Raw genomic sequence first — 20,836 nt, 5'->3', positions numbered from 1 at the left:
TGTGGGATTTTTTTTTGTGTGATATTATTTAACATAAAAATAATTTCTTTTGATTGGAGTGGTTTTATGGATACAGGTAGTACTGCCTTTATATTGATATGTTCAGCCATGGTGTGCTTGATGACACCAGCTTTGGCCTTCTTCTATGGTGGTCTGGGGCGTCGAAAAAATGTCATTAATACCATGATGATGTCTGTTCTTCCCTTAGCAATTGCCTCTCTCTTGTGGGTTGTTGCTGGTTATTCACTTTCTTTTGGTGGTCAAGGCTATTTCTTTGGGAATATTAGTCATCTCTTTTTACATGGAGTCTCTGAAACGACTTCAAGTCGTGGTCTAGCTATTACTGATCTCTTATTTTCGGCTTTTCAGATGATGTTTTCCATTATCTGTGTGGCGATTTTGACAGGTTCAGTAGTAGGACGTATGCGCTTTACTCCTTTAGCTATTTTCATAGTCTTTTGGTTACTTTTGGTCTATTATCCTTTTGCACATATGGTATGGGGAGACGGAATTCTTGTCAAGTGGGGGACGATTGACTTTGCGGGTGGTGATGTGGTCCACATTACTTCAGGTGTTTCGGCTTTGGTTTTGGCAATTGTTGTTGGAAAACGTCGTGACTATGGGATTTTAGAGCACCGTCCTCATAATGTTCCTTTTGTTCTGTTGGGAGCGAGTCTTCTGTGGTTTGGTTGGTTTGGTTTTAATGCAGGTTCTGCCCTAGCGCCCAATGGATTAGCAGTTCATGCTCTTGTGACTACGCATTTTTCTGCAGCAGCTGCCATGTTTTCGTGGCTAGCTCTTGAAAAATATGTGACAGGTCATCCAACTTTGGTCGGTGCTTCGACCGGTTTAGTAGCCGGGCTTGTTGCCATCACGCCTGGGGCTGGCTTCGTTTCCATCTGGAGTTCCATTCTAATAGGAGCCATGGTTAGTCCGGTTTGTTTCTATGCCATTTCTGTCTTGAAAAAACGCACTAACTATGATGATGCTTTGGATGTTTTTGGTTGCCATGGTGTCGGAGGAATCTTTGGTGGTTTGTGTACAGCTGTTTTTACAACACCAAATCTAGCCCTAGATAAGGCTAATTTTGGGCTTATCTATGGAAATGCTCGTTTGTTTGTAGTGACAGTTCTAGCCATTGTTTTCACAGTTACTTGGTCGGGGCTGGTAACCTATGGTATCATAAAAGTAATTGGCCACTATATACCTTTGCGTGTCAGTGACCGTGATGAGGCTATTGGTCTTGATGACTGTGAACACAAGGAAACAGCCTACCCAACCTTTATGGGTATGGATTCGTAGGAGGATACTGATGAAAAAAATCGAAGCGATTATTCGTTCGGATAAATTGGAAGATTTGAAAAATACCTTGACTGGTAGTGGTTTGACTAAGGGAATGACTGTGAGTCAGGTCTTGGGTCATGGGACCCAACGTGGCTTTGCGGAGTTTGTCCGTGGTCAACGGATTGTTCCGACCTTATTGGCTAAGGTTAAGGTGGAAATAGTAGTCAAGGATCTGGCAGTTGATGAGGTTGTGGATACTATCCGTAGCGCTGTGGCGACAGGCGAAGTCGGTGATGGGAAGATTTTTATTGTTCCTATTGATGATGTCATTCGTATTCGTACTGGCGAACGGGGCGGAGACGCTATTTAATGTCATATTGAATTAGGGCTTAAACCAGTTGGTTTGTGTCTTTTTTAGTGAATTTTGATATACTTACAGGAGTTAGTATGATTGAGGGGGTGACTGATTGCCGAAAGGAAAAAAGAAAACTAAGTCGAAAGCTAGACCTAAGAAATCTAAAAAGAAAAAGAAGTCTGTCTTGCTTTTTCCTAAATTTTTCCAAAAGTGGAGTCTGATTTTTATTGGCCTATTTTCTTTATTGGGCCTCTTAGCTAGTTTAAATTTTCCAAGATTGACTATGGAAAAAAATATGACGCCTACGGATGAGACGACGGTTGCTTTTATTGCTGAGATTGGTGAGACGTCGCGCTATTTGGCAGCTAGAAATGATCTTTATGCATCTGTCATGATAGCTCAGGCTATTCTAGAATCTGACTCTGGACAATCACAATTAAGTCAAAAGCCACTTTACAATTTCTTTGGAATTAAAGGAGAATACAATGGTCAAAGTGTAACCTTACCGACCTGGGAGGATGATGGTAAGGGAAATCCCTACCATATCGATGCTGCCTTTCGTTCCTATGGTTCTGTGGAAAATTCTCTACAGGACTATGTGGAGTTTCTTGAGGGTAGCTACTATGTCGGAGTACACCGCTCCAAAACGAGAAGTTACAAAGATGCGACTGCAGCCCTAACAGGTGTTTATGCCACCGACACGACCTATGGTGATAAGTTGAACAGCATCATTGAACAATATCAGTTAACTATTTATGACACATATTAGGGTTAAGAAGGATAAGAAAAATATGAACCAGAACCAAGTGAAACTCATTGCAATTGACATGGACGGGACCCTCTTAAATAGCCAAAAAGAGATACCTGAAGAGAACATCAAGGCTATTCAAGAGGCGACTGCAGCAGGTATTAAAATCGTACTATGTACAGGTCGCCCACGTTCAGGCATTGTTCCCCATTTTGAAAAATTGGGTCTTAGTGAAGAAGAGTACATTATCATGAACAATGGTTGTTCAACTTATGAAACTAAAAATTGGACCTTGCTTGAATCTGAAAGTTTATCTCGCTCTGAAATGGAAGAACTCTTGCAGGCTTGTGAAGATTTCCCAGGGGTGGCTCTAACCTTTACTGGTGAAAAAAGTTATTATGTTGTGGGTAATGAGGTACCTGAGCTAGTAGCTTATGATGCTGGGACTGTTTTTACAGAAGCGAAAGCTAGGAGTTTGGAAGAAATCTTTGAGGAAGGGCAAGTGATTTTCCAAGCTATGTATATGGCTGAATCTGAACCTTTGGACGCCTTCCAAAATGCTGTGCAAGATAGACTTGATCAGAGCTATAGCACAGTTCGTAGTCAAGAATATATTTTTGAAGTCATGCCACAGGGGGCAACTAAGGCTAGCGGGCTTAAACATTTAGCTGAAAAGCTTGACATTAACCGGGATCAAATCATGGCTTTGGGTGATGCTGCCAATGACCTTGAAATGCTACAGTTTGTAGGTCAAAGTGTTGCCATGGGAAATGCTAGTGATGACATCAAGTCTTTGAGTAAATATGTGACCTTGACAAATGATCAGGCAGGTGTAGCCTACGCCATTCGCACCTGGGCTTTATAAGAAAAAGACCTTTAGCTTTTAATTGCTAAAGGTCTTTCGATTTCGGATAATGGCAATGAGAGTGGTTAGTGTAATGGTGATATCTATGATGGCAGCGGGGTAAGCCTTAATGATCAAATCGTAAATTAGCCAGAGTAACATATTCTCAATAATGACCCAACGAAGCTACTGGAGGTTTCGTGTGATAGCAATTGATAGACTATAAGAGACTGAAGAGATGATTGGCAAATAGCCAATAACCCCAAGTTGATTGAGATAAGGATCCTACGATGGTTCGAAGAATAATGAGGATGGACAAAATAGTCTTGGTCATTTTCTTTTTGATCATCAAACGATTTCTGATGATGGAAATACTAATGGTTAAGGCACTGGTATAGCCACCCAATAAGAGGTTAGCAGCGGCAGTGAAAATGTAGTCGGTAATTTGCCAGACGGGCATCTTATTTTTGATTTTGTAAAAGAGGATATGGCAACACAGAGGGTTCCAATGGCTGAGAGTACTTGTGCTAGAAGGTAAGATTGTCATGATGCAACTTCCATTTTTTCCTTTCTTATATCACAAGAAAGAAGGATTTATTTCGATGATATCTATCCGTTAACTAAAATTATTCCTGGTGAGGATGAAGTTAACAAGTACGAAGCGCTTTACTTGAATCGTTTGCTTATCACATAAGCGCCATCCATTGCCCTTGGTAATGCTAAGAAAGAGTTGGTTCACTTAGCATCATATGCCATTCAATCTTTGGAGGATTCATACGCTTTCTTTGATAAAGGTGATGAGAAATACTTTGACAAGGTAGAGAAGTATGAAACAGCTGTTAACAGTATTGATGAAGAGTTAACAACTTACTTGATTGAAATCTCTAACGAATTTCTTAGTGTTTATGAAAACGAAATTTTGGTAAGTGTTTTAGATTCTGTTCGTGACTTGGAGCGTATTGGTGACCTGGCAGTTGCAAGTGCCAACCTTTCACAACATATTCATAATAAAGGAATTGAATTCTCTGGGACTGCTAAGGCTGAGCTTGAGGATGTTTATAATCGCACGCACCGTATTGATCTTGATAGTATTCGTGTTGTTGTGGATGATGACAAAGTGCTTGCAGGTCAAGTTATCCTTCGTCATGAAGAGTTGAAAAAACTTGAAAAACAATTGCGTATGATTTCATACCAAACGTCTTAATAATGGTGAATGTACTGCGCAGGCAGGTATCAACTATGTTGATTACCTCTCATATTACACACGTATCGCAGACTATGCCATCAACCTTGTTGAAAAGGTTACAGAAGGTGTGATTTAATATCGAAAGTCGAGAACTTTTCTCGGCTTTTCTGATATAATGAAGGCGTATTGAGAACATAGAAAATTGATGAGAGGTAGTCCTATGACTTATTATATTTCAGCCAAACGTTTTTATTTTGATCATAAGGTCAAAGAAGGTGGCTACTTGGCGGTCACAGATGGTCGTTTTGGTAAGTGGACAGAAAATGTACCAGAGGGTGCAGAAGTGCTAGATTACAGTGATTATCAGATTGCTCCTGGCCTTGTGGACACTCACATTCATGGCTTTGCGGGGTACGATGTTATGGATAATTCTGAGGAAAGTCTTCTAGGCATGAGTCAAGCCTTGCTTTCAGCAGGTGTGACTTCTTTCTTACCGACAGTATTGACAGCGCCATTTGAAGAGCTAAAAGCTATCTGTCAGACAACAGCAGAGACGGCTGGTAAGGAGCCTGGTGCTAAAATCCAGGGACTCTTCTTTGAAGGACCGTATTTCACTGAGACCTATAGGGGAGCGCAAAATCCTAAATACATGGGCAACCCAAGTATCGAACAGTTGCAAGCCTGGCAAGAAGCGGCTCAAGGAAAGTTAATCAAATTAGCCCTGGCTCCCGAGCGTGAAGGAGTGGCTGACTTTATTAAAGAAGCGACTAAACAAGGTGTAACGATTGCTTTAGGACACTCCAATGCTACTTATGAAGAAGCCATGGCAGCAGTGGAAGCTGGTGCTTCAGTCTGGGTTCACGTCTACAATGGAATGCGTGGCTTTAGTCACCGTGAGCCTGGTATGGTTGGTGCAGCCTTTGATACTCCTGAGACGATTGGTGAACTGATTGCGGATGGTCATCACGTGGTTCCTGCAGCTTGTAAGGTACTCATCAAGCAAAAAACGCCTCAAGGAGTTACCCTTATTACAGATTGTATGTCAGCGGGAGGTTGTCCTGATGGTGACTATATGCTAGGTGAGCTCCCTGTTATTGTGAAAAATGGTACCGCTCGTCTTAAGAAAGGTGGTAACCTAGCTGGCTCTATCCTACAACTCAAAGACGGTGTCAAACATGTGGTTGATTGGGGACTCGTGACGGTTGCTCAAGCCTTACAAATGGCAACTAGTATTCCTGCTAAATCGGTTGGACTAGAAAATATTTGTGGCAGCCTTAAAGCTGGTCTCCCAGCCGATTTCATCGTCTTAGATGATTCCTTGGAGTTACAAGCAACCTATATTGATGGGTGTAAAGGTTGGGAGAAGTAATACTATAAGCAGTGCTTTCTTATTTAAGTACTTTTTTTGTTTTTTACAGAATTATAACAGTAAAGGTGTAAAATGGAAATAGCTTTTATTTTATAGGAGGTAATATGTCAAAACGTATTTGGAGCATTGCCCTGGCTTATATCGGTGTAATGATTGGTGCAGGAGTATCTTCTGGACAGGACCTCTTGCAGTATTTTGTCAGTTTTGGAGTCTGGGGGTTGATAGGTGTTATTGTCCTTGGCGTTCTACATGTTGGTTTTGGCCGTTTGATGATTTCTCTAGGAAGTTATTACCGTTCTGATGACCATTCAGTCGTTCTGGCTGAGATTAGCCATCCCGTTATTTATCGTATTCTGTATTCTGGACATTGCTCTGATTATCACATGCTTTCTTTTTGGTTTTGTTATGACGGCAGGTGCAGGGGCTAATTTAAATCAGCAGTTTGGTATGCCGATTTGGGTAGGCGTCTTCCTCTGTACAGCCTTGACTATCTTTGTTAGTTTATTAGATTTCAAGAAAATCATCGGTGTTATTGGAGTCTTTACCCCTCTGATTTTGATTATGATTGCCATGATTTTCGTGACCAATGTTTCTGGGGCGTAACTGGGATTTTGTAGAGATGAATAAGGTGTCTCAAACCATTCAATCACCCTTCCCAAGCGTTTGGATGTCTGTGATCAATTATTTTTCTGTTTGTGTCATGTCGGCTATAGCGATGGCCTTTGTTATGGGAGGCTCTATTTTCAAAATTGATGAAGCTGAAAAGAGCGGAGCATGGGGAGGCTTCATGGTTGGTATGATTTTCTTCATCACGACCTTGATTCTCTTTGCTAACAGTGATAAAATTGCTAGATCGGATGTTCCTATGTTGGCTATTGCTAAGGAAGTGAACCCTATCTTTGCGACAACTCTACGCCTTTGTGATTTTTGGTTTGATTTTCAATACCGTCTTTAGTCTTTACTATGCCCTTGGAAAACGCTTCTCAGCGTGGAGTGATAAACGATACAAGTTCTTTGTGGCTGCCTTTGCCCTGGCTGGTTTTGCTATATCCTTTATGGGTTTCCGTCAACTGGTGGCAGTTATGTATCCCATTATTGGTTATCTGGGGTTGTTGATGTTGGTTGTCCTAGTTGTAGCTAGCTACCGCAAAAAAGGCGGAATTCGCAAGGAAAAAGAAATTCGAAATCATCTTTTAGGTATTGTCGAGAAAGCTTATGATTCTGAACAAGATTTAACATCTCAGGATAAGGAAAAGGCAAAACAACTTCGAGAAGCTTCGATTATTGATAATGATATTCTCCATGAAGATACCCATGCACATGTCCGTCAGGAAATGGGACTTGGTAAGAAGGGTTAGAATTTTATTTTACAAGTTTCTCTATTTTTGCTATAATACTGATAAGAAAGAAAAGCTTATGGCGTTTTTCTAGCGAGCTTGGGATAGTGAAAGCCAAGTAGAACAAAGTAGGCAACGGCGCTTTCTCTCAGCGAAGAGCTGAGTACAAACAGATAAAATGAAGTAATAAATTAGGGTGGAACCGCGTTTCTGACGCCCCTAGGTCGAACGACTTGGGAGCAGAGACAAGGTTCTTTTTGCATCCTGAGTCTCAAAGATAAAGGAGTAAATCATGTCTAAAAAATTGACTTTCCAGGAGATCATCCTTACTTTGCAACAATACTGGAATGACCAGGGTTGTATGCTCATGCAGGCTTATGATAATGAAAAGGGTGCGGGTACGATGAGTCCCTACACCTTCCTTCGTGCCATTGGTCCGGAACCATGGAATGCGGCTTATGTTGAGCCATCTCGTCGTCCAGCAGACGGTCGCTACGGGGAAAACCCAAATCGTCTCTACCAACACCACCAATTCCAAGTGGTCATGAAACCATCACCATCAAACATTCAAGAACTTTATTTGGAGTCATTGGAAAAATTGGGCATCAACCCATTGGAACACGATATTCGTTTCGTTGAAGACAACTGGGAAAACCCATCAACTGGTTCAGCTGGTCTTGGTTGGGAAGTTTGGCTTGACGGTATGGAAATTACTCAGTTTACCTACTTCCAACAAGTTGGTGGCTTGGCAACTGGACCTGTTACCGCTGAGGTCACATATGGATTGGAACGTTTGGCTTCTTACATCCAAGAAGTAGACTCTGTTTACGATATTGAGTGGGCTCCAGGTGTTAAATACGGAGAAATCTTCCTTCAACCAGAATATGAGCACTCAAAATACAGCTTTGAAGTCTCAGACCAAGATATGCTTCTTGAGAACTTTGAAAAATTTGAAAAAGAAGCAGGACGTGCTTTGGAATTGGGTCTTGTTCACCCAGCCTACGACTACGTATTGAAATGTTCACACACTTTTAACTTGCTTGATGCTCGTGGTGCTGTTTCTGTTACAGAACGTGCTGGCTATATCGCTCGCATCCGTAACTTGGCGCGTGTTGTAGCCAAGACCTTCGTTGCAGAACGTAAAAAACTTGGTTACCCACTTCTCGACGAAGCCACACGCAAAAAACTCCTCGCAGAAGAGGAAGAATAAAGAGAGTTACAAGAAAGGAAAAGGGCGAACAGAGTGAGCCCATATTGGTACCCAGAGGCAAGTCAAAGGCTTGCTAAAGGGATAGAGGTGCCGCCGTACTGCCTGGTGGAGATTTTTGAAACCTCAAGTTCAAAAATCAGTTGATTAAATCCACTTTGATGAGACTGTTGGAAATCTATGGCAAGTAGACATAGTATTTCCCTACAGCCCCTCACAAAGTTGGTTAGCAACGTCCCCAGTATCTTAAGGTGCCTATCAAAAAGAAGAAGATGTAAAGGAAAAAACATGACAAAAAACTTATTAGTAGAACTAGGACTTGAAGAGTTGCCAGCCTACGTAGTCACACCAAGTGAAAAACAACTGGGTGAGAAAATGGCAGCTTTCTTGGGTGAAAATCGCCTTTCATATGAAAGCATTCAAACCTTCTCAACACCTCGCCGTTTAGCAGTTCGTGTACTTGGTTTGGCTGATCAACAAACCGATTTGACAGAAGATTTTAAAGGACCTTCTAAGAAAATTGCCTTGGATGCTGATGGAAACTTCTCAAAAGCTGCCCAAGGATTTGTTCGTGGGAAAGGCTTGACGGTTGACGATATCGAATTCCGTGAAGTCAAAGGGGAAGAATACGTCTATGTGACGAAACATGAAGCTGGAAAATCTGCCAAAGAAGTATTGGCTGGTATCCCAGAAGTACTTGCTTCATTGACCTTCCCCGTCAGCATGCACTGGGCTAACAACAGCTTTGAATATATTCGCCCTGTTCACACATTGATCGTTCTTTTGGGGGATGAAGCCCTTGAACTAGACTTTTTGGGTATTAAGTCAGGTCGTGTTAGTCGTGGGCACCGTTTCCTCGGGCACGAAGTGGAAATCACCAATGCGGATTCTTATGAAGAAGACCTTCGTACCGTTTACGTGATTGCAGATAGTAAAGAGCGTGAAAACATGATTCGTGAGCAAATCAAAGCTATCGAAGCAGAACAAGGTGTTCAAGTCCAAATCGAAGAAGGTCTTTTGAACGAAGTTTTGAACTTGGTCGAATACCCAACTACCTTCATGGGAGGTTTTGATACTAAATATTTGGACGTTCCAGAAGACGTTTTGGTGACATCAATGGAGACCCATCAACGTTACTTTGTGGTGCGTGATCTTGATGGTAGGCTTAAACCAAACTTTATCTCAGTTCGTAATGGGAACGCTGAGCACTTGGAAAATGTCGTTCGAGGAAATGAGAAAGTCTTGGTGGCGCGTCTCGAAGATGGTGAATTCTTCTGGCGTGAAGACCAAAAACTCAAGATTGAAGATCTCGTTGCTAAATTGGCAAACGTCACTTTCCATGAAAAGATTGGCTCTCTTTCAGAACATATGGCACGTGCTGGTGTCATTGCGGCTTCATTGGCTGAGAAAGCAGGTTTGACTGCTGAGGAAAAGGCAGCAGTAGCGCGTGCAGCAGAAATCTACAAATTTGACCTCTTGACTGGTATGGTTGGTGAGTTTGATGAGCTTCAAGGGATTATGGGTGAAAAATATGCCCTCCTTGCTGGTGAAGATGAGGCAGTAGCGACAGCTATCCGTGAGCACTACCTTCCTGATTCAGCAGACGGAGCCCTTCCTGAAACGAAAGTTGGTGCTATCCTTGCCCTTGCGGATAAATTGGATACCCTCCTTTCCTTCTTCTCAGTCGGTTTGATTCCATCAGGTTCCAATGACCCTTATGCACTTCGCCGTGCAACACAAGGAATTGTTCGTATCTTGGATGCCTTTGGTTGGCACATTCCTATGGATGAGTTGATTGACAGTCTTTACGGACTTTCATTTGATAGTCTCTCATATGACAATCAAGCAGAAGTTATTAGATTTATCAAGGCCCGTGTGGACAAGATGATGGGTAGCACACCAAAAGATATCAAAGAAGCTGTTCTTTCTGGTTCAAACTTTGTAGTAGCAGATATGCTTGAAGCAGCTGAAGCTCTTTCAGAAGCTGCTAAGACGGATGGTTACAAGGCAGCTGTTGAGTCACTCTCTCGTGCCTTCAACTTGGCAGAAAAAGCAGATACTTCAGTAGCAGTCGATGCTAGTCTCTTTGAAAATGATCAAGAAAAAGCCTTGGCTCAAGCAGCAGAAAGTCTTGAATTGACAGGTTCAGCTAGCGACAAATTGGCTCAACTCTTTGTTCTTAGCCCAGTCATTGATGCTTTCTTTGACAATACGATGGTTATGGCAGATGATGTGGCTGTTAAAAATAACCGTTTGGCTCTTCTTTCTGCTCTTGTGGCTAAAGCTAAAACTGTTGCAGCCTTTAACCAATTGAATACAAAATAGAGGTAAGAGTAAATGGATTCTAAAAAAATAGCTCGAATCAATGAGCTTGCAAAAAAGAAAAAAACAGAAGGCTTGACACCAGAAGAAGCAGTAGAGCAAGCAAAACTTCGTGAGGAATATATTGCGGGTTATCGTCGTGCTGTTCGTCACCACATTGAAGGAATCAAAATTGTGGATGAAGAAGGAAATGATGTGACACCCGAAAAACTACGTCAAGTCCAACGTGAAAAAGGTCTACATGGGCGTAGCCTAGATGATCCTGAATCATAATAATTTAAAAATAGGGGCTTGAATTTAGTCCGAGCTCCTATTTTTTAAATTAAAATATTCTGAATTATATACACAATATTGACCAATTGTTTCAAAAATGGTACAATATAAGTTATATTAAAAATAGCTGGGCTCTCTGAGTCGTATTAAATAGAATTGGAGTGAAAAAAATGTCACAAAAGCAACATCATAACGACGACGATAACCAGACTAAAAATGGTATGGTACGAGGTCTTCAAAACAGACACGTTCAGCTGATTGCCATCGCTGGTACAATCGGTACAGGTCTCTTTCTTGGGGCAGGGCGTTCCATTTCCCTAACAGGACCTTCAATCATCCTAGTTTATATGCTGACAGGTGTCCTCATGTACCTCATGATGCGAGCTATCGGTGAGATGCTCTACATGGATCCGGATCAACATACCTTTATTAACTTTATTACGAAATACCTTGGTAAAGGCTGGGGATTTTTCTCAGGGTGGTCTTACTGGGTATCGTTGGTATTTCTTGGTATGGCAGAAATTACAGCCGTTGCGAACTATGTGCAGTTTTGGTTTCCAAGTTGGCCTGCCTGGCAAATTCAGATTGTCTTCCTATTTATCTTGAGTTCGGTAAATTTGATTGCGGTTAAGATTTTCGGGGAAGTTGAGTTTTGGTTTGGGATGATCAAGATTATCACCATTCTTGCCTTGATAGCTACAGGGATCTTTATGGTAGCAACTAACTTTGAAACGCCAGCTGGACATGCGAGCCTTATTAACATTACACAAGGCTTTCAAATGTTTCCTAAAGGTTGGGTAAGCTTTGCCATGGCCTTCCAGATGGTTTTCTTTGCCTACCAAGCTATTGAGTTTGTAGGAATTACAACATCTGAGACAGCAAATCCTCGTAAGGTGTTGCCAAAGGCAATCAAGGAAATTCCGGTTCGTATTGCAATCTTCTATGTGGGAGCGCTCATTGCCATTATGGCTATCTTTCCGTGGCAGAAGCTCCCAGTTAATGAGTCACCGTTTGTAATGGTCTTCCAAATGGCTGGCATCAAGTGGGCAGCAGCTCTCATTAACTTTGTTGTCTTGACAGCAGCAGCCTCATCTTTGAACTCAACACTTTATTCAACTGGTCGTCACCTTTTTCAAATCGCTAAGGAAACACCAAACAGCAAGGTTATGAAATCTTTGAAGCTTGATACCTTGGCACGTAATGGTATTCCTTCTCATGCCATCATTGTATCAGCTATTGTGGTATGTATCTCAGCCTTTATCAATGTCTTACCTGGTGTGTCTGATGCCTTTGCTTTGATTACCGCATCGTCATCAGGTGTTTACATTGCTATCTACATCTTGACCATGCTTGCTCATCTCAAGTACCGTAAATCTCAAGAATTTATGGCAGATGGCTTCCTTATGCCAGCCTATAAAATTCTTAATCCTTTGACTATTGCATTTTTTGTCTTCGTCTTTGTTTGCCTCTTCTTGCAAAAGTCAACTGTTGTTGGAGCTATTGGATCAGTGATCTGGATTGTGGTATTTGGTATCTATAGTAACTTAAAATATAGTAAATAAACCAACCTAACTCACTGATATACTCCCCATATAGTAGACAGTGAAAAAACAAAAATTCACTAGAAACTATATAGGGAGTTTTCATATGTCCAAAAGAAGTCCAAAATCATTAGAGGAAAAATTAGAGATAGTTCAATTGTTACTCAAGCATGAGCAGTCCATTTCACAACTCAGTGAGCAATATGAAGTTAGTGATAAGACTATCCAGTCTTGGAAAGTAAAGTATGAGAAGTTTGGTATTGATGGTCTTAAGGAATCCAAAACTTGGAAGAGATACTCTTCTGAATTAAAAGAACAAGCTGTTTTAGATTATCTTAATGGAAAAGGGACATTGATAGCTGTGTGTCAACGCTATGATATTTCTGATACTTATGTTCTCAGAAGTTGGATAAAACGGTATACTAGTGGTAAAGACTTAAAAGCTACTAGTAAAGGATATAGCCGTATGAAACAAGGAAGACCGACAACATTTGAAGAGCGTGTTGAGATTGTTAACTACACGATTGCTCATGGTAAAGACTATCAAGCAGCTATTGAGAAGTTTGGTGTTTCTTACCAACAGGTTTATTCTTGGGTTCGTAAGTTTGAAAAGAGTGGGTCACAAGGTTTGGTTGATAGACGTGGAAGAGGGTTAGAAAGTAAACCTAATTTAACCGAAGCTGAGCTACTTCAACTCAAGATTAAACAACTGAAGGAACGCAATCGTCTCCTAGAAATTGAGGTTGGTCTGCTAAAAAAGTTAGAAGACGTCAAACGAAGAAATCGATGGTAAGACTAGGTAAGCATTTGGCGGAGTTCCAAGCAGTCAAGGATTATCATGATGAAGAACCAGATGCCCCTATTCAAATCTTGTGTCAGATTTTAAAGGTATCACGTTCAGGCTATTACAAGTGGTTCAATCATCAAGAGACTCTTTCTGAGAAAGAAAATACGAAACTCATGGAGACCCTTAAGAAACTTCACAGCTTCTACAATGGCATCTTAGGCTATCGGCGCATGACAACGTTTATCAACCGCCAACTTGGAACCAACTACAACAAGAAGCGTATTCGTCGACTAATGAGAATACTAGGCATCAGCTCAGTTATCCGTCGTGTCAGACATTCTTGCACGAAAGCTGGTGACAGATTCTATGAAGAAAACATTCTCAACCGTGATTTCACAGCTACCGCACCTAATCAGAAATGGTGTACCGATGTTACCTATCTACAGTATGGAATGGGAGCCAAGGCTTATCTCAGTGCCATTAAAGACTTGTATGATGGCTCTATCATCGCTTATGAGGTTAGTCATAACAATGACAATCCACTTGTTATAAAGACGATTAAGAAGGCTTTAGAGCTTAATCTAGGTGCCACACCAATTATCCATAGCGATCGTGGTAGTCAGTACACTTCAAAGGAATACCGTTATATCACACAACAAGCTGGGCTGACTTTGTCTATGTCACGTGTGGGAAAATGTATTGACAATGCACCGATTGAAAGTTTCTTTGGGCATTTCAAGACAGAGTCTTATCATCTTAAGAAATATAAGACTTATGAAGAACTAGTCGCAGATGTAGAACGCTATATCGAATTCTACAACACACAACGGTATCAAGCAAAATTAAACAACCTGACTCCTTTGGAATTCAGGAATCAGGTTGCTTAATCATTTTAGTATTTCACTGTCTACTTGACAGGGAGCGGTTCACACCTTTCTGGTGAGTTTTTTATTGCAAAAAAAGGACACAAGGTGTCCTGGTTATAAATTATGAAATGCTTTCTTGGTTTCCATGTTGAAGAAAACCACCTAAGAGGCTTTTGCTGCGGTGAAAAATAGCAGGCTTGTGATTGTTGTGTGCACGCCCATTTATATCTAGTTTGGCCCATTCAAGTGCTTGATAAGCATTTCGATCTGATACTGTAGAAGTACCAATGTAGCTGTAGATACCTGCCTGAGAAAGAATAAAGCCTTGAAGTTGGCGAATGTGTTCGTCGTTAAGTGCTTCTGAAAAATATATCTTAACAGTCTTATAAGTTAAGGATTGAACAGACTCAACGATAGGCGACTCTGCTAAGAGATGTAGCAATGCTTGATGTTTAGTAAAGTACTTATCATAGTCCATTGGAAGAATAATAGTATGGGCAATCCAATCCTCTAAATTAGCTCTAACTTTTTCACTAAGTCCTTTAGCTGTAATATTGAGGGTATCTATGGTGAAAGGAAGCTGGTCGATGTGAGCAGTGTTAGAACCATATGCCTTTTTAAAAAGCGGTGTACTTGATAGAATTTGTCCAGTAGGTGAAATAATCGCCAAGGCGGTTTCCTTGGTTTGGTAACCAAGTTCCTGACATTCCATGCTAGCGTAAGTGTCTTTAAATTCAATAATTGCTCTTGTTTTCATCGTATAACTCTCTTTATGTTAGTTTATAAACTAACAATAGTTTATCACGACTTAAAGTCTTGGTCAAGATTTTACATCCAAAAACAAAAAAATAATTTTGTAAGTGTTTGCAAAATTATTTTAACTCTGATATTATAGAACCATAGCAAAAGGATTGTTACTGGTCAGCAGGCAAAACCTAGATAAATACGAAAAACTAATGGGAGTAGTGCATACTCAACCCAATTGGTTCTTCGTATTTATTTAGTTTTTTTGTTGAAAAAGCCTCAAAGCAACTAAAATCCTAGAAAAAAAGGAGCCCTTATGGCTAAATATACTAAATTATCTGAGGACATTCTCAAACACGTTGATGGTAAAAAAATATCAATAGCTTGAAACACTGTGTGACACGTTTGCGCTTTGATTTGAAAGATAAGTCTAAAGCAGATGATAACTATCTTAAGAATCGTGATGGTGTCGTTACTGTTGTGAAGGCATGAGGTCAATATCAGGTGGTTATCGGTAACCATGTCCCTGATGTTTATGCGGAGATTCTTCAAGTTGGCGGTCTACCAGCAGGTGGTAGTCTGGATCTTGATGAAGGTGATGCACCAAAGGGAAATCTCTTTGACCGCTTTGTATCTCTAGTCTCAAGTATTTTTCAACCTTTCCTTGGGCCTTTGGCTGCAGCAGGGATTATCAAAGGTATAGTTGCTATCATGGCAGCATGTGGCTTGTCAGCTACAACGAGTCCTATGTATGTTATCTTGAATGCAGCAGGAGATAGTGTCTTCCAATTCTTGCCAATCTTGATTGCATTAACATCTGCCCGTCGTTTCAAGGTTAATGAGTTTACAGCTTTTGCGATTGCAGGAGCACTTGTTTATCCTGATCTTGCTACACTAGTCACACTGCTCTTCAAAAGGCTGATCAAGGGCATGTTCTAGGAGTAATTCCTTTTGCACTTCCTGCAGGAGGTTACCTTTCAACTGTGATGCCTTCTATCTTAGCAATTTGGGTGGCTTCATACATTCAAAAATTCTTTACCAAGATGACACCAGATGTGATTAAAGTCTTCGTAGTACCTCTTTTTACATTACTCATTACCGTTTCCATTAACATTCTTGGTGGTGGGACCAGTTGCCAATACTTTGTCTGATGGATTGACAAATCTTTTCCAAGCAATCATGAACTTCAATCCGATTGTCTTTGGTCTTGTACTTGGTATTTTGTGGCAAGTCTTGGTTATGTTCGGAATGCACTGGGCACTTATTCCTCTTGCAATCTCAGACGTGGCAACAAACGGTAGTTTAAGTATTCTTTCAGCAGCACTTTTGCCATGTTTTACGCAAACAGGTGTATTGGGAGCTATTATGCTTAAGACAAAAGAAGAAAAAGTCCGCACCATCTCTATGCCAGCGTTTGTTTCATCTATTTTTGGGGTTACAGAACCAGCTATCTATGGTGTGACACTGCCAATGAAAACACCATTCTACATTTCATGTGGCGTTTCTAAATTGATGGGAGCTGCCATGATAGCCCTAGATATTAAGATGTATTCAACTGGTGGTCTGGGTGTCTTTGTCTTTCCAAGCCTTATTGGCTCGGACGGTAGCCTACTAAAGTTATCTTTGCGATTCTTATTGCTGTCCTTGGCGGTGTTCTCGCCTTCCTCATCCAACTCTTTGTACGAGTACCAAATCTATAACAGTGGCGGTGAAGTAGCTAAGGCTGAGGGAAAAGCTGATGAAGCTGCACCTGTTCCTAAAGAAATTCAACAAGAAATCATTGCTAGTCCGCTTATCGGGAATATTGTACCGCTTAACCGTGTAACTGACCAAGTCTTTGCATCAGGAGCTATGGGCAAGGGGATTGCTATTGATCCTACTGATGGTGTAGTTGTTGCACCAGCTAAGGCAACCGTTAATTTAGTCTTTCCTACTGGGCATGCTATTGATTTAACAACTGAAAATGGTGCAGAGCTTCTCATCCATATTGGTATGGATACTATTTCATTTGCTGGTAAAGGTTTCAAGACCCATGTAGAAGCCGGGGATATCGGAGAAGCAGGCCAAAAACTTATAGAATTTGACCTAGCAACTATCCGAGACGCTAAATTACCAGTCATCACACGGTCATTGTGACAAACACTAACTTCGGTGGGTCTTAACTACTAAAGAAGCCCGCGTTAACGCTGGTGATTATCTCCTCGCTGCTGTTAAATAAAAATAAATCCGAGAAGCTGATTCTCGGATTTATTTTTATTTGAATTTGTAGTCTTTAATGACTTCGACTGAATTAACAGTTAGATTTTCTTTTGGTTTGTTATTGTCATCAACTTCAAGGTTAGCAATAGTATCAACGACATCCATGCCTTTGATGACTTGTCCAAAGACGGTATATTTCGTATCACCAGCAGGGTAACCACCTTTTTTATAGGCGTCAATGATAGGTTTTGGATAGCCTGCGTTTCCTAGTTGCTTACTTTGGTCATCCTTGTTTTGAACGATGAAGAATTGGCTGCCGTTTGAATCTTTGGCACCTGTATTAGCCATAGCAAGTGCGCCACGAATGTTGTAGAGGAATGGTGTAGGCTCAACAGCGAAACCTTTCTTCCATATAGATTCTCCACCGGTACCATCTCCCTTAGGATCACCACTTTGAATCATGAAGTCCTTGATAACACGGTGGAAGGTAAGACCATCGTAGTACTTATCCTTGGCGTGCTTCAAGAAGTTTTCAGAAGCCTTAGGAGCAAGCGTAGGGAAGAGTTTAACAGTGATATCACCTTTTGAAGTATGGAGGATAACTTCAGCTTCGTCCTTGCCGACTTTGTCTGTCAACTGTGGAAAAGCCTCTTTTCCGGATTTTTGAGCTTTTTCTAATTGTTTAGTGAATATCTTGTTATCCACGTAAGCATCTCCACGAACAGCACGAGAAATATTCTCACGGTAGACAAATCCTAGTCCGGCGATAACAAGTATAATAATTAATGGAATGTACTTTTTAATGTTTTTCATATATAACTCCTTTGGTGCATTATAACTACTATTTTAGCAGAAAAAAACCTCTTGGGAAACGGTTAACAGAGGTATTTAATTATGCTAGAATGGAATTATCAACAATAAATTGAACATGGGACTAGATATAGGGAGAGGTTGCCTCAAGGTGTAAAGTGAGGTCAGCCTTTTTTAAGGGACATTTGCACCAACCTTGATCGGAGATAGTTGTCTAAATCCTTACTATAGAAAACTTCACTAATTTGAAGGAATGTCTTGTTTAGATTTCTTGAAAAAAAGGAGATCTTTATGTCAACTAAAGCAGAATGAGCTGAACTCTTTGAGTCGGTACATGGGCGTAAACCTATCCCCCAAGAATTTTTGGACGCTAAAGCAGCTGACTTTGACACTAGCGCTTTGACTGCTCAAGTAGCATCTGTACAAGAACCAGCTAATGAACCTGTCGCTGAAGAAGTGCCAGCAGAACAAGCTGATGTTGCTGAAACAGCTGAAGGTGCTGTCACAGAACAAGCAAGCAGTGAATCACCATTTGGAACGGCAGCCTTCTCAGAAGCACCTGCGCAACAACTAATACCACAATTTGATTCAAGCATGTTTGAAAAGGGATATATCCCTACAGCTTAAGGATTCGGAACTGTACCTAATTCAGTAGATAGCTCAGCGGATAAACCACTCTTCAACCTTATCTTGCCAATCGTTGCGATTGCTCTTGCAGTAATTTTTTCCATCTTGGCATGGTTTGTCAGTCCTACTTGGCTCTTCATCATTTTGACAGTCCTTACAGTTACTGTAGCAGTCGTTTCGCTTGTCTTCAGCCTTAAATCAAGCAAGAAATTGCTCTCGATCATCGCAATAGGTGTTGCTGGTCTTATGATCTTTGTGTCTATTGGTGGTTTGATTTTCCAAATATCTCAAGACTCTAGTGATAGCACAAGCTCAAGCAAGACATCAAAAGTTGCTGATAAAGATGATGACAAAAAATGATGACAGCGATTCAAAATCAGACTCAAAAGGTGATAGCACTGACGTCAACGATTACATTGACAAAAATACTAAACTTGACTGGAATGAATCTAAATTCAAGAAGTTGAAAGTTGGAAAAGACTCTGCTAAGTCAATTATGAAGACTTACTGTAAAGTATCAGATGCTCAAATGTCAGGTGATGACTTGAACATGACTTATTCTGGCAAAGACTATAGCGAAAGTGTCTACCTAACCTTTAAGAAACAGTATGATGGTACCTTTATCTTGTCACATGCTTCAGGAAACTTCCCTACAGATGCTGTACAAACTGATGACTCTTACAAATCTGACTGGACGAAAGAACAGTTTGATGCTCTTAATAAGGGAGATTACAGCAACCCATCAAACGGAACAAAACTCGAAGGTATCCTTAAGGATCACCCTAAAGCTTCAGACGCTGATTACACCATCTCAACAGTTCGTGAAGATGAGTTCAAGAAAGAATTGACCGTTTTTTTATAACGACTTTAAATCTGAAGATGGTAAACTTAAGACTGTTTACTTGTTATTTGACACTACAGAGGATGGTGATACATTTTGACCTTTAAGTCTAAAGATGGTGTTTACATCCTAGCGCATGCTTCCGCAGACTTCGGCTATGATAAGGTTAAGGAAGTTAGTGACTATCAAAGCGACTGGACAAAAGAGGATTTTGATAAGTTAACTGTTGGTACTCAAGCAGATTTGCTTAAGGGAACACCTCTTTCAGATGTTGTCTCAAACCACTCTGAGGTCAGCTTTAGTACGCATGAGCTGACTCAGACTAATGAAGGATACCTCACACAAAAAGTATCGCTTAGTTTCTACGATTATAGTCCAGACAGTGGTAAACTTAAGACCGTTCACTTAACTTTCGACTATGACAAACGTGAAAACGAGTACTTCTTGACAGACAAATCAGACGAATAAGACTACTTTTTAATTAATTCAAGCTCAGGGTTGCCTGGGCTTTTTACTATCAACAAAAGAGGATAAAATCTGGTATAATAAAACTGATTGATTTTTCAAGAAAGAAGTGTCACATATGAACATACAACAACTACGTTATGTCGTAGCCATTGCCAACAGCGGAACCTTTCGTGAGGCGGCCAGCAAGCTCTTTGTGAGTCAGCCTAGTCTATCAGTGGCTATCAAGGATTTGGAGCAGGAGTTAAATTTTAAAATTTTCACCCGTACAACGACGGGGGCAGTCTTGACCAGTCAGGGCATGACCTTTTATGAACGCGCGCTTGAGGTGGTTCGAAGTTTTGATAGTTTTGAAAATCGCTATCTTAATGCTTCTGAGAAGGGCAACCAGTTTTCGATTTCCAGTCAGCACTATGATTTTTTGCCACCTTTGATTACAACTTTTTCGGAACGTTACCCTGATTACAAGGATTTACGTATCTTTGAGTCTACGACCGTTCAAATTTTGGATGAAGTAGCCAAGGGGCAAAGTGAGATTGGAATTATCTATTTGAATCGTCAAAATAGTAAGGGTATCCAACAAAATATGGATAAGCTTGGGCTTGAGTCTATTGATTTAATTCCATTTAAGACTCATATTTATCTTCGTAAGGGCCATCCACTGGCTCATAAAGAGAGTTTAGTAATGGAGGATTTGGCACACCTACCTACCGTACGTTTTACTCAGGAGAAGGACGAGTACCTGTACTATTCTGAAAACTTTGTGGATACATCAGATTCGTCTCTTATGTTTAACGTGACAGATCGTGCGACTTTGAATGGTATCTTGGAGCGTACGGATGCTTATGCGACGGGTTCTGGTTTCCTTGATGCTCAAAGTGTAAACGGTATTACAGTTATTCCACTTGAGGATAATTTGGATAACAAGATGGTTTATGTTCGCCGTAAAGGAATTAACTTGTCGTCGTGTGCTCTCAAGTTTGTCAATGTTATGTTTGACTACTTTGATACTTATAAACCATAGGAGGACT

18 protein-coding genes and 3 pseudogenes are annotated in these 20,836 nt (G+C 40.7%); 18 read left to right on the top strand and 3 right to left on the bottom strand.

The annotated features are described in order from the left end of the window. The first annotated feature begins 66 nt into the window (after positions 1 to 66). The 4 genes from MHH90_RS07435 (at position 67) to MHH90_RS07420 (ending at position 3,252) form a co-directional block, all read left to right on the top strand. The gene (locus tag MHH90_RS07435) at positions 67 to 1,302 is read left to right on the top strand and encodes an ammonium transporter (protein WP_011680839.1); all 1,236 of its coding nucleotides are present in this window, start codon (positions 67 to 69) and stop codon (positions 1,300 to 1,302) included. Positions 1,303 to 1,312: 10 nt separating this feature from the next. Then, complete coding sequence (locus MHH90_RS07430; protein WP_011680840.1) at positions 1,313 to 1,654, top strand: P-II family nitrogen regulator; 342 nt, start codon at positions 1,313 to 1,315, stop codon at positions 1,652 to 1,654. A 97-nt stretch (positions 1,655 to 1,751) separates the two neighbouring features. After that, a complete protein-coding gene (locus MHH90_RS07425; RefSeq protein ID WP_011680841.1) occupies positions 1,752 to 2,408 on the top strand; it encodes a glycoside hydrolase family 73 protein in 657 nt (218 codons plus the stop codon). Positions 2,409 to 2,430: 22 nt separating this feature from the next. After that, on the top strand, positions 2,431 to 3,252 hold the full coding sequence (locus MHH90_RS07420; protein WP_011680842.1) for a Cof-type HAD-IIB family hydrolase: 822 nt from the start codon (positions 2,431 to 2,433) through the stop codon (positions 3,250 to 3,252). Between the two features lie 18 nt (positions 3,253 to 3,270). On the opposite strand, the pseudogene MHH90_RS07415 reads toward MHH90_RS07420, so the two are convergent. Continuing rightward, positions 3,271 to 3,741 (bottom strand): annotated as a pseudogene (locus MHH90_RS07415) (YgjV family protein). A gap of 220 nt (positions 3,742 to 3,961) precedes the next feature. Here MHH90_RS07415 and MHH90_RS07410 point away from each other — a divergent pair. The 8 genes and pseudogenes from MHH90_RS07410 to MHH90_RS07360 all read left to right on the top strand — a co-directional run bounded on the left by MHH90_RS07410 (position 3,962) and on the right by MHH90_RS07360 (position 14,140). Then, on the top strand, positions 3,962 to 4,435 hold the full coding sequence (locus MHH90_RS07410; RefSeq protein ID WP_260223951.1) for a PhoU domain-containing protein: 474 nt from the start codon (positions 3,962 to 3,964) through the stop codon (positions 4,433 to 4,435). A gap of 202 nt (positions 4,436 to 4,637) precedes the next feature. Beyond that, complete coding sequence (nagA, locus tag MHH90_RS07405; protein WP_011680844.1) at positions 4,638 to 5,786, top strand: N-acetylglucosamine-6-phosphate deacetylase; 1,149 nt, start codon at positions 4,638 to 4,640, stop codon at positions 5,784 to 5,786. Between the two features lie 104 nt (positions 5,787 to 5,890). Then, a pseudogene (locus MHH90_RS10285) lies at positions 5,891 to 7,144 on the top strand (YkvI family membrane protein). Between the two features lie 271 nt (positions 7,145 to 7,415). Then, positions 7,416 to 8,333 carry a glycine--tRNA ligase subunit alpha gene (gene glyQ / locus MHH90_RS07380; RefSeq protein ID WP_084828555.1) on the top strand — a complete coding sequence of 306 codons (918 nt, stop codon included), beginning with the start codon at positions 7,416 to 7,418 and terminating at the stop codon, positions 8,331 to 8,333. 285 nt (positions 8,334 to 8,618) lie between these two features. Further along, complete coding sequence (glyS, locus tag MHH90_RS07375) at positions 8,619 to 10,655, top strand: glycine--tRNA ligase subunit beta (RefSeq protein WP_022096943.1); 2,037 nt, start codon at positions 8,619 to 8,621, stop codon at positions 10,653 to 10,655. Between the two features lie 12 nt (positions 10,656 to 10,667). Continuing rightward, a complete protein-coding gene (locus MHH90_RS07370; protein ID WP_002949992.1) occupies positions 10,668 to 10,925 on the top strand; it encodes a DUF896 family protein in 258 nt (85 codons plus the stop codon). A 170-nt stretch (positions 10,926 to 11,095) separates the two neighbouring features. Further along, entirely contained in the window at positions 11,096 to 12,487 is a 1,392-nt protein-coding gene (locus MHH90_RS07365) for an amino acid permease (RefSeq protein WP_011680847.1), read from the top strand. Between the two features lie 85 nt (positions 12,488 to 12,572). Continuing rightward, positions 12,573 to 14,140 (top strand): IS3 family transposase gene (locus MHH90_RS07360; protein WP_340725827.1). Its coding sequence is split into 2 segments (ribosomal slippage): positions 12,573 to 13,218 and positions 13,218 to 14,140, totalling 1,569 coding nucleotides; the frame shifts between segments, so codons are not numbered across the junction. A gap of 100 nt (positions 14,141 to 14,240) precedes the next feature. Here the strand turns inward: MHH90_RS07360 and MHH90_RS07355 are convergent. Then, entirely contained in the window at positions 14,241 to 14,876 is a 636-nt protein-coding gene (locus MHH90_RS07355; RefSeq protein WP_011225614.1) for a hypothetical protein, read from the bottom strand. 303 nt (positions 14,877 to 15,179) lie between these two features. On the opposite strand from MHH90_RS07355, the pseudogene MHH90_RS10280 reads away from it, so the two are divergent. Further along, a pseudogene (locus MHH90_RS10280) lies at positions 15,180 to 17,081 on the top strand (beta-glucoside-specific PTS transporter subunit IIABC). A 35-nt stretch (positions 17,082 to 17,116) separates the two neighbouring features. Here MHH90_RS10280 and MHH90_RS07330 read toward each other — a convergent pair. Continuing rightward, positions 17,117 to 17,875, bottom strand: a complete 759-nt coding sequence (locus MHH90_RS07330; protein ID WP_011680849.1) for a peptidylprolyl isomerase — start codon at positions 17,873 to 17,875, stop codon at positions 17,117 to 17,119. 360 nt (positions 17,876 to 18,235) lie between these two features. Between MHH90_RS07330 and MHH90_RS07325 the strand changes: the two genes are divergently transcribed. The 5 genes from MHH90_RS07325 to MHH90_RS07305 all read left to right on the top strand — a co-directional run bounded on the left by MHH90_RS07325 (position 18,236) and on the right by MHH90_RS07305 (position 20,829). Beyond that, positions 18,236 to 18,499, top strand: coding sequence for a hypothetical protein (locus MHH90_RS07325; RefSeq protein WP_002950007.1), 264 nt, complete (start codon positions 18,236 to 18,238; stop codon positions 18,497 to 18,499). Between the two features lie 63 nt (positions 18,500 to 18,562). After that, a complete protein-coding gene (locus MHH90_RS07320; protein WP_014608071.1) occupies positions 18,563 to 18,859 on the top strand; it encodes a hypothetical protein in 297 nt (98 codons plus the stop codon). Then, positions 18,843 to 19,361 carry a hypothetical protein gene (locus tag MHH90_RS07315; RefSeq protein WP_014608072.1) on the top strand — a complete coding sequence of 173 codons (519 nt, stop codon included), beginning with the start codon at positions 18,843 to 18,845 and terminating at the stop codon, positions 19,359 to 19,361. Before MHH90_RS07320 ends, MHH90_RS07315 begins: the two co-directional genes overlap by 17 nt. Before the next feature lie 75 nt (positions 19,362 to 19,436). Beyond that, complete coding sequence (locus MHH90_RS07310; RefSeq protein WP_232977095.1) at positions 19,437 to 19,808, top strand: hypothetical protein; 372 nt, start codon at positions 19,437 to 19,439, stop codon at positions 19,806 to 19,808. Positions 19,809 to 19,923: 115 nt separating this feature from the next. Further along, positions 19,924 to 20,829 carry a LysR family transcriptional regulator gene (locus MHH90_RS07305; RefSeq protein ID WP_002946084.1) on the top strand — a complete coding sequence of 302 codons (906 nt, stop codon included), beginning with the start codon at positions 19,924 to 19,926 and terminating at the stop codon, positions 20,827 to 20,829. The last annotated feature ends 7 nt before the right edge of the window (positions 20,830 to 20,836 follow it).

This window comes from Streptococcus sp. FSL E2-3488 (genome assembly GCF_038003585.1).
Taxonomy (GTDB): Bacteria; Bacillota; Bacilli; order Lactobacillales; family Streptococcaceae; genus Streptococcus; species Streptococcus thermophilus.
The sequence above is the reverse complement of the archived record's forward strand: the minus strand, read 5'-3'. Positions and strand labels throughout refer to the sequence as shown.

Excerpts from the sequence above, each read along its gene's own strand:
- MHH90_RS07435 (WP_011680839.1), top strand. The coding sequence starts at position 67 with ATGGATACAGGTAGTACTGCCTTTATATTGATATGTTCAGCCATGGTG.
- MHH90_RS07430 (WP_011680840.1), top strand. The coding sequence starts at position 1,313 with ATGAAAAAAATCGAAGCGATTATTCGTTCGGATAAATTGGAAGATTTG.
- MHH90_RS07420 (WP_011680842.1), top strand. The coding sequence starts at position 2,431 with ATGAACCAGAACCAAGTGAAACTCATTGCAATTGACATGGACGGGACC.
- nagA (WP_011680844.1), top strand. The coding sequence starts at position 4,638 with ATGACTTATTATATTTCAGCCAAACGTTTTTATTTTGATCATAAGGTC.
- glyQ (WP_084828555.1), top strand. The coding sequence starts at position 7,416 with ATGTCTAAAAAATTGACTTTCCAGGAGATCATCCTTACTTTGCAACAA.
- glyS (WP_022096943.1), top strand. The coding sequence starts at position 8,619 with ATGACAAAAAACTTATTAGTAGAACTAGGACTTGAAGAGTTGCCAGCC.
- MHH90_RS07370 (WP_002949992.1), top strand. The coding sequence starts at position 10,668 with ATGGATTCTAAAAAAATAGCTCGAATCAATGAGCTTGCAAAAAAGAAA.
- MHH90_RS07365 (WP_011680847.1), top strand. The coding sequence starts at position 11,096 with ATGTCACAAAAGCAACATCATAACGACGACGATAACCAGACTAAAAAT.
- MHH90_RS07355 (WP_011225614.1), bottom strand. The coding sequence starts at position 14,876 with ATGAAAACAAGAGCAATTATTGAATTTAAAGACACTTACGCTAGCATG.
- MHH90_RS07330 (WP_011680849.1), bottom strand. The coding sequence starts at position 17,875 with ATGAAAAACATTAAAAAGTACATTCCATTAATTATTATACTTGTTATC.
- MHH90_RS07315 (WP_014608072.1), top strand. The coding sequence starts at position 18,843 with ATGATGACAAAAAATGATGACAGCGATTCAAAATCAGACTCAAAAGGT.
- MHH90_RS07305 (WP_002946084.1), top strand. The coding sequence starts at position 19,924 with ATGAACATACAACAACTACGTTATGTCGTAGCCATTGCCAACAGCGGA.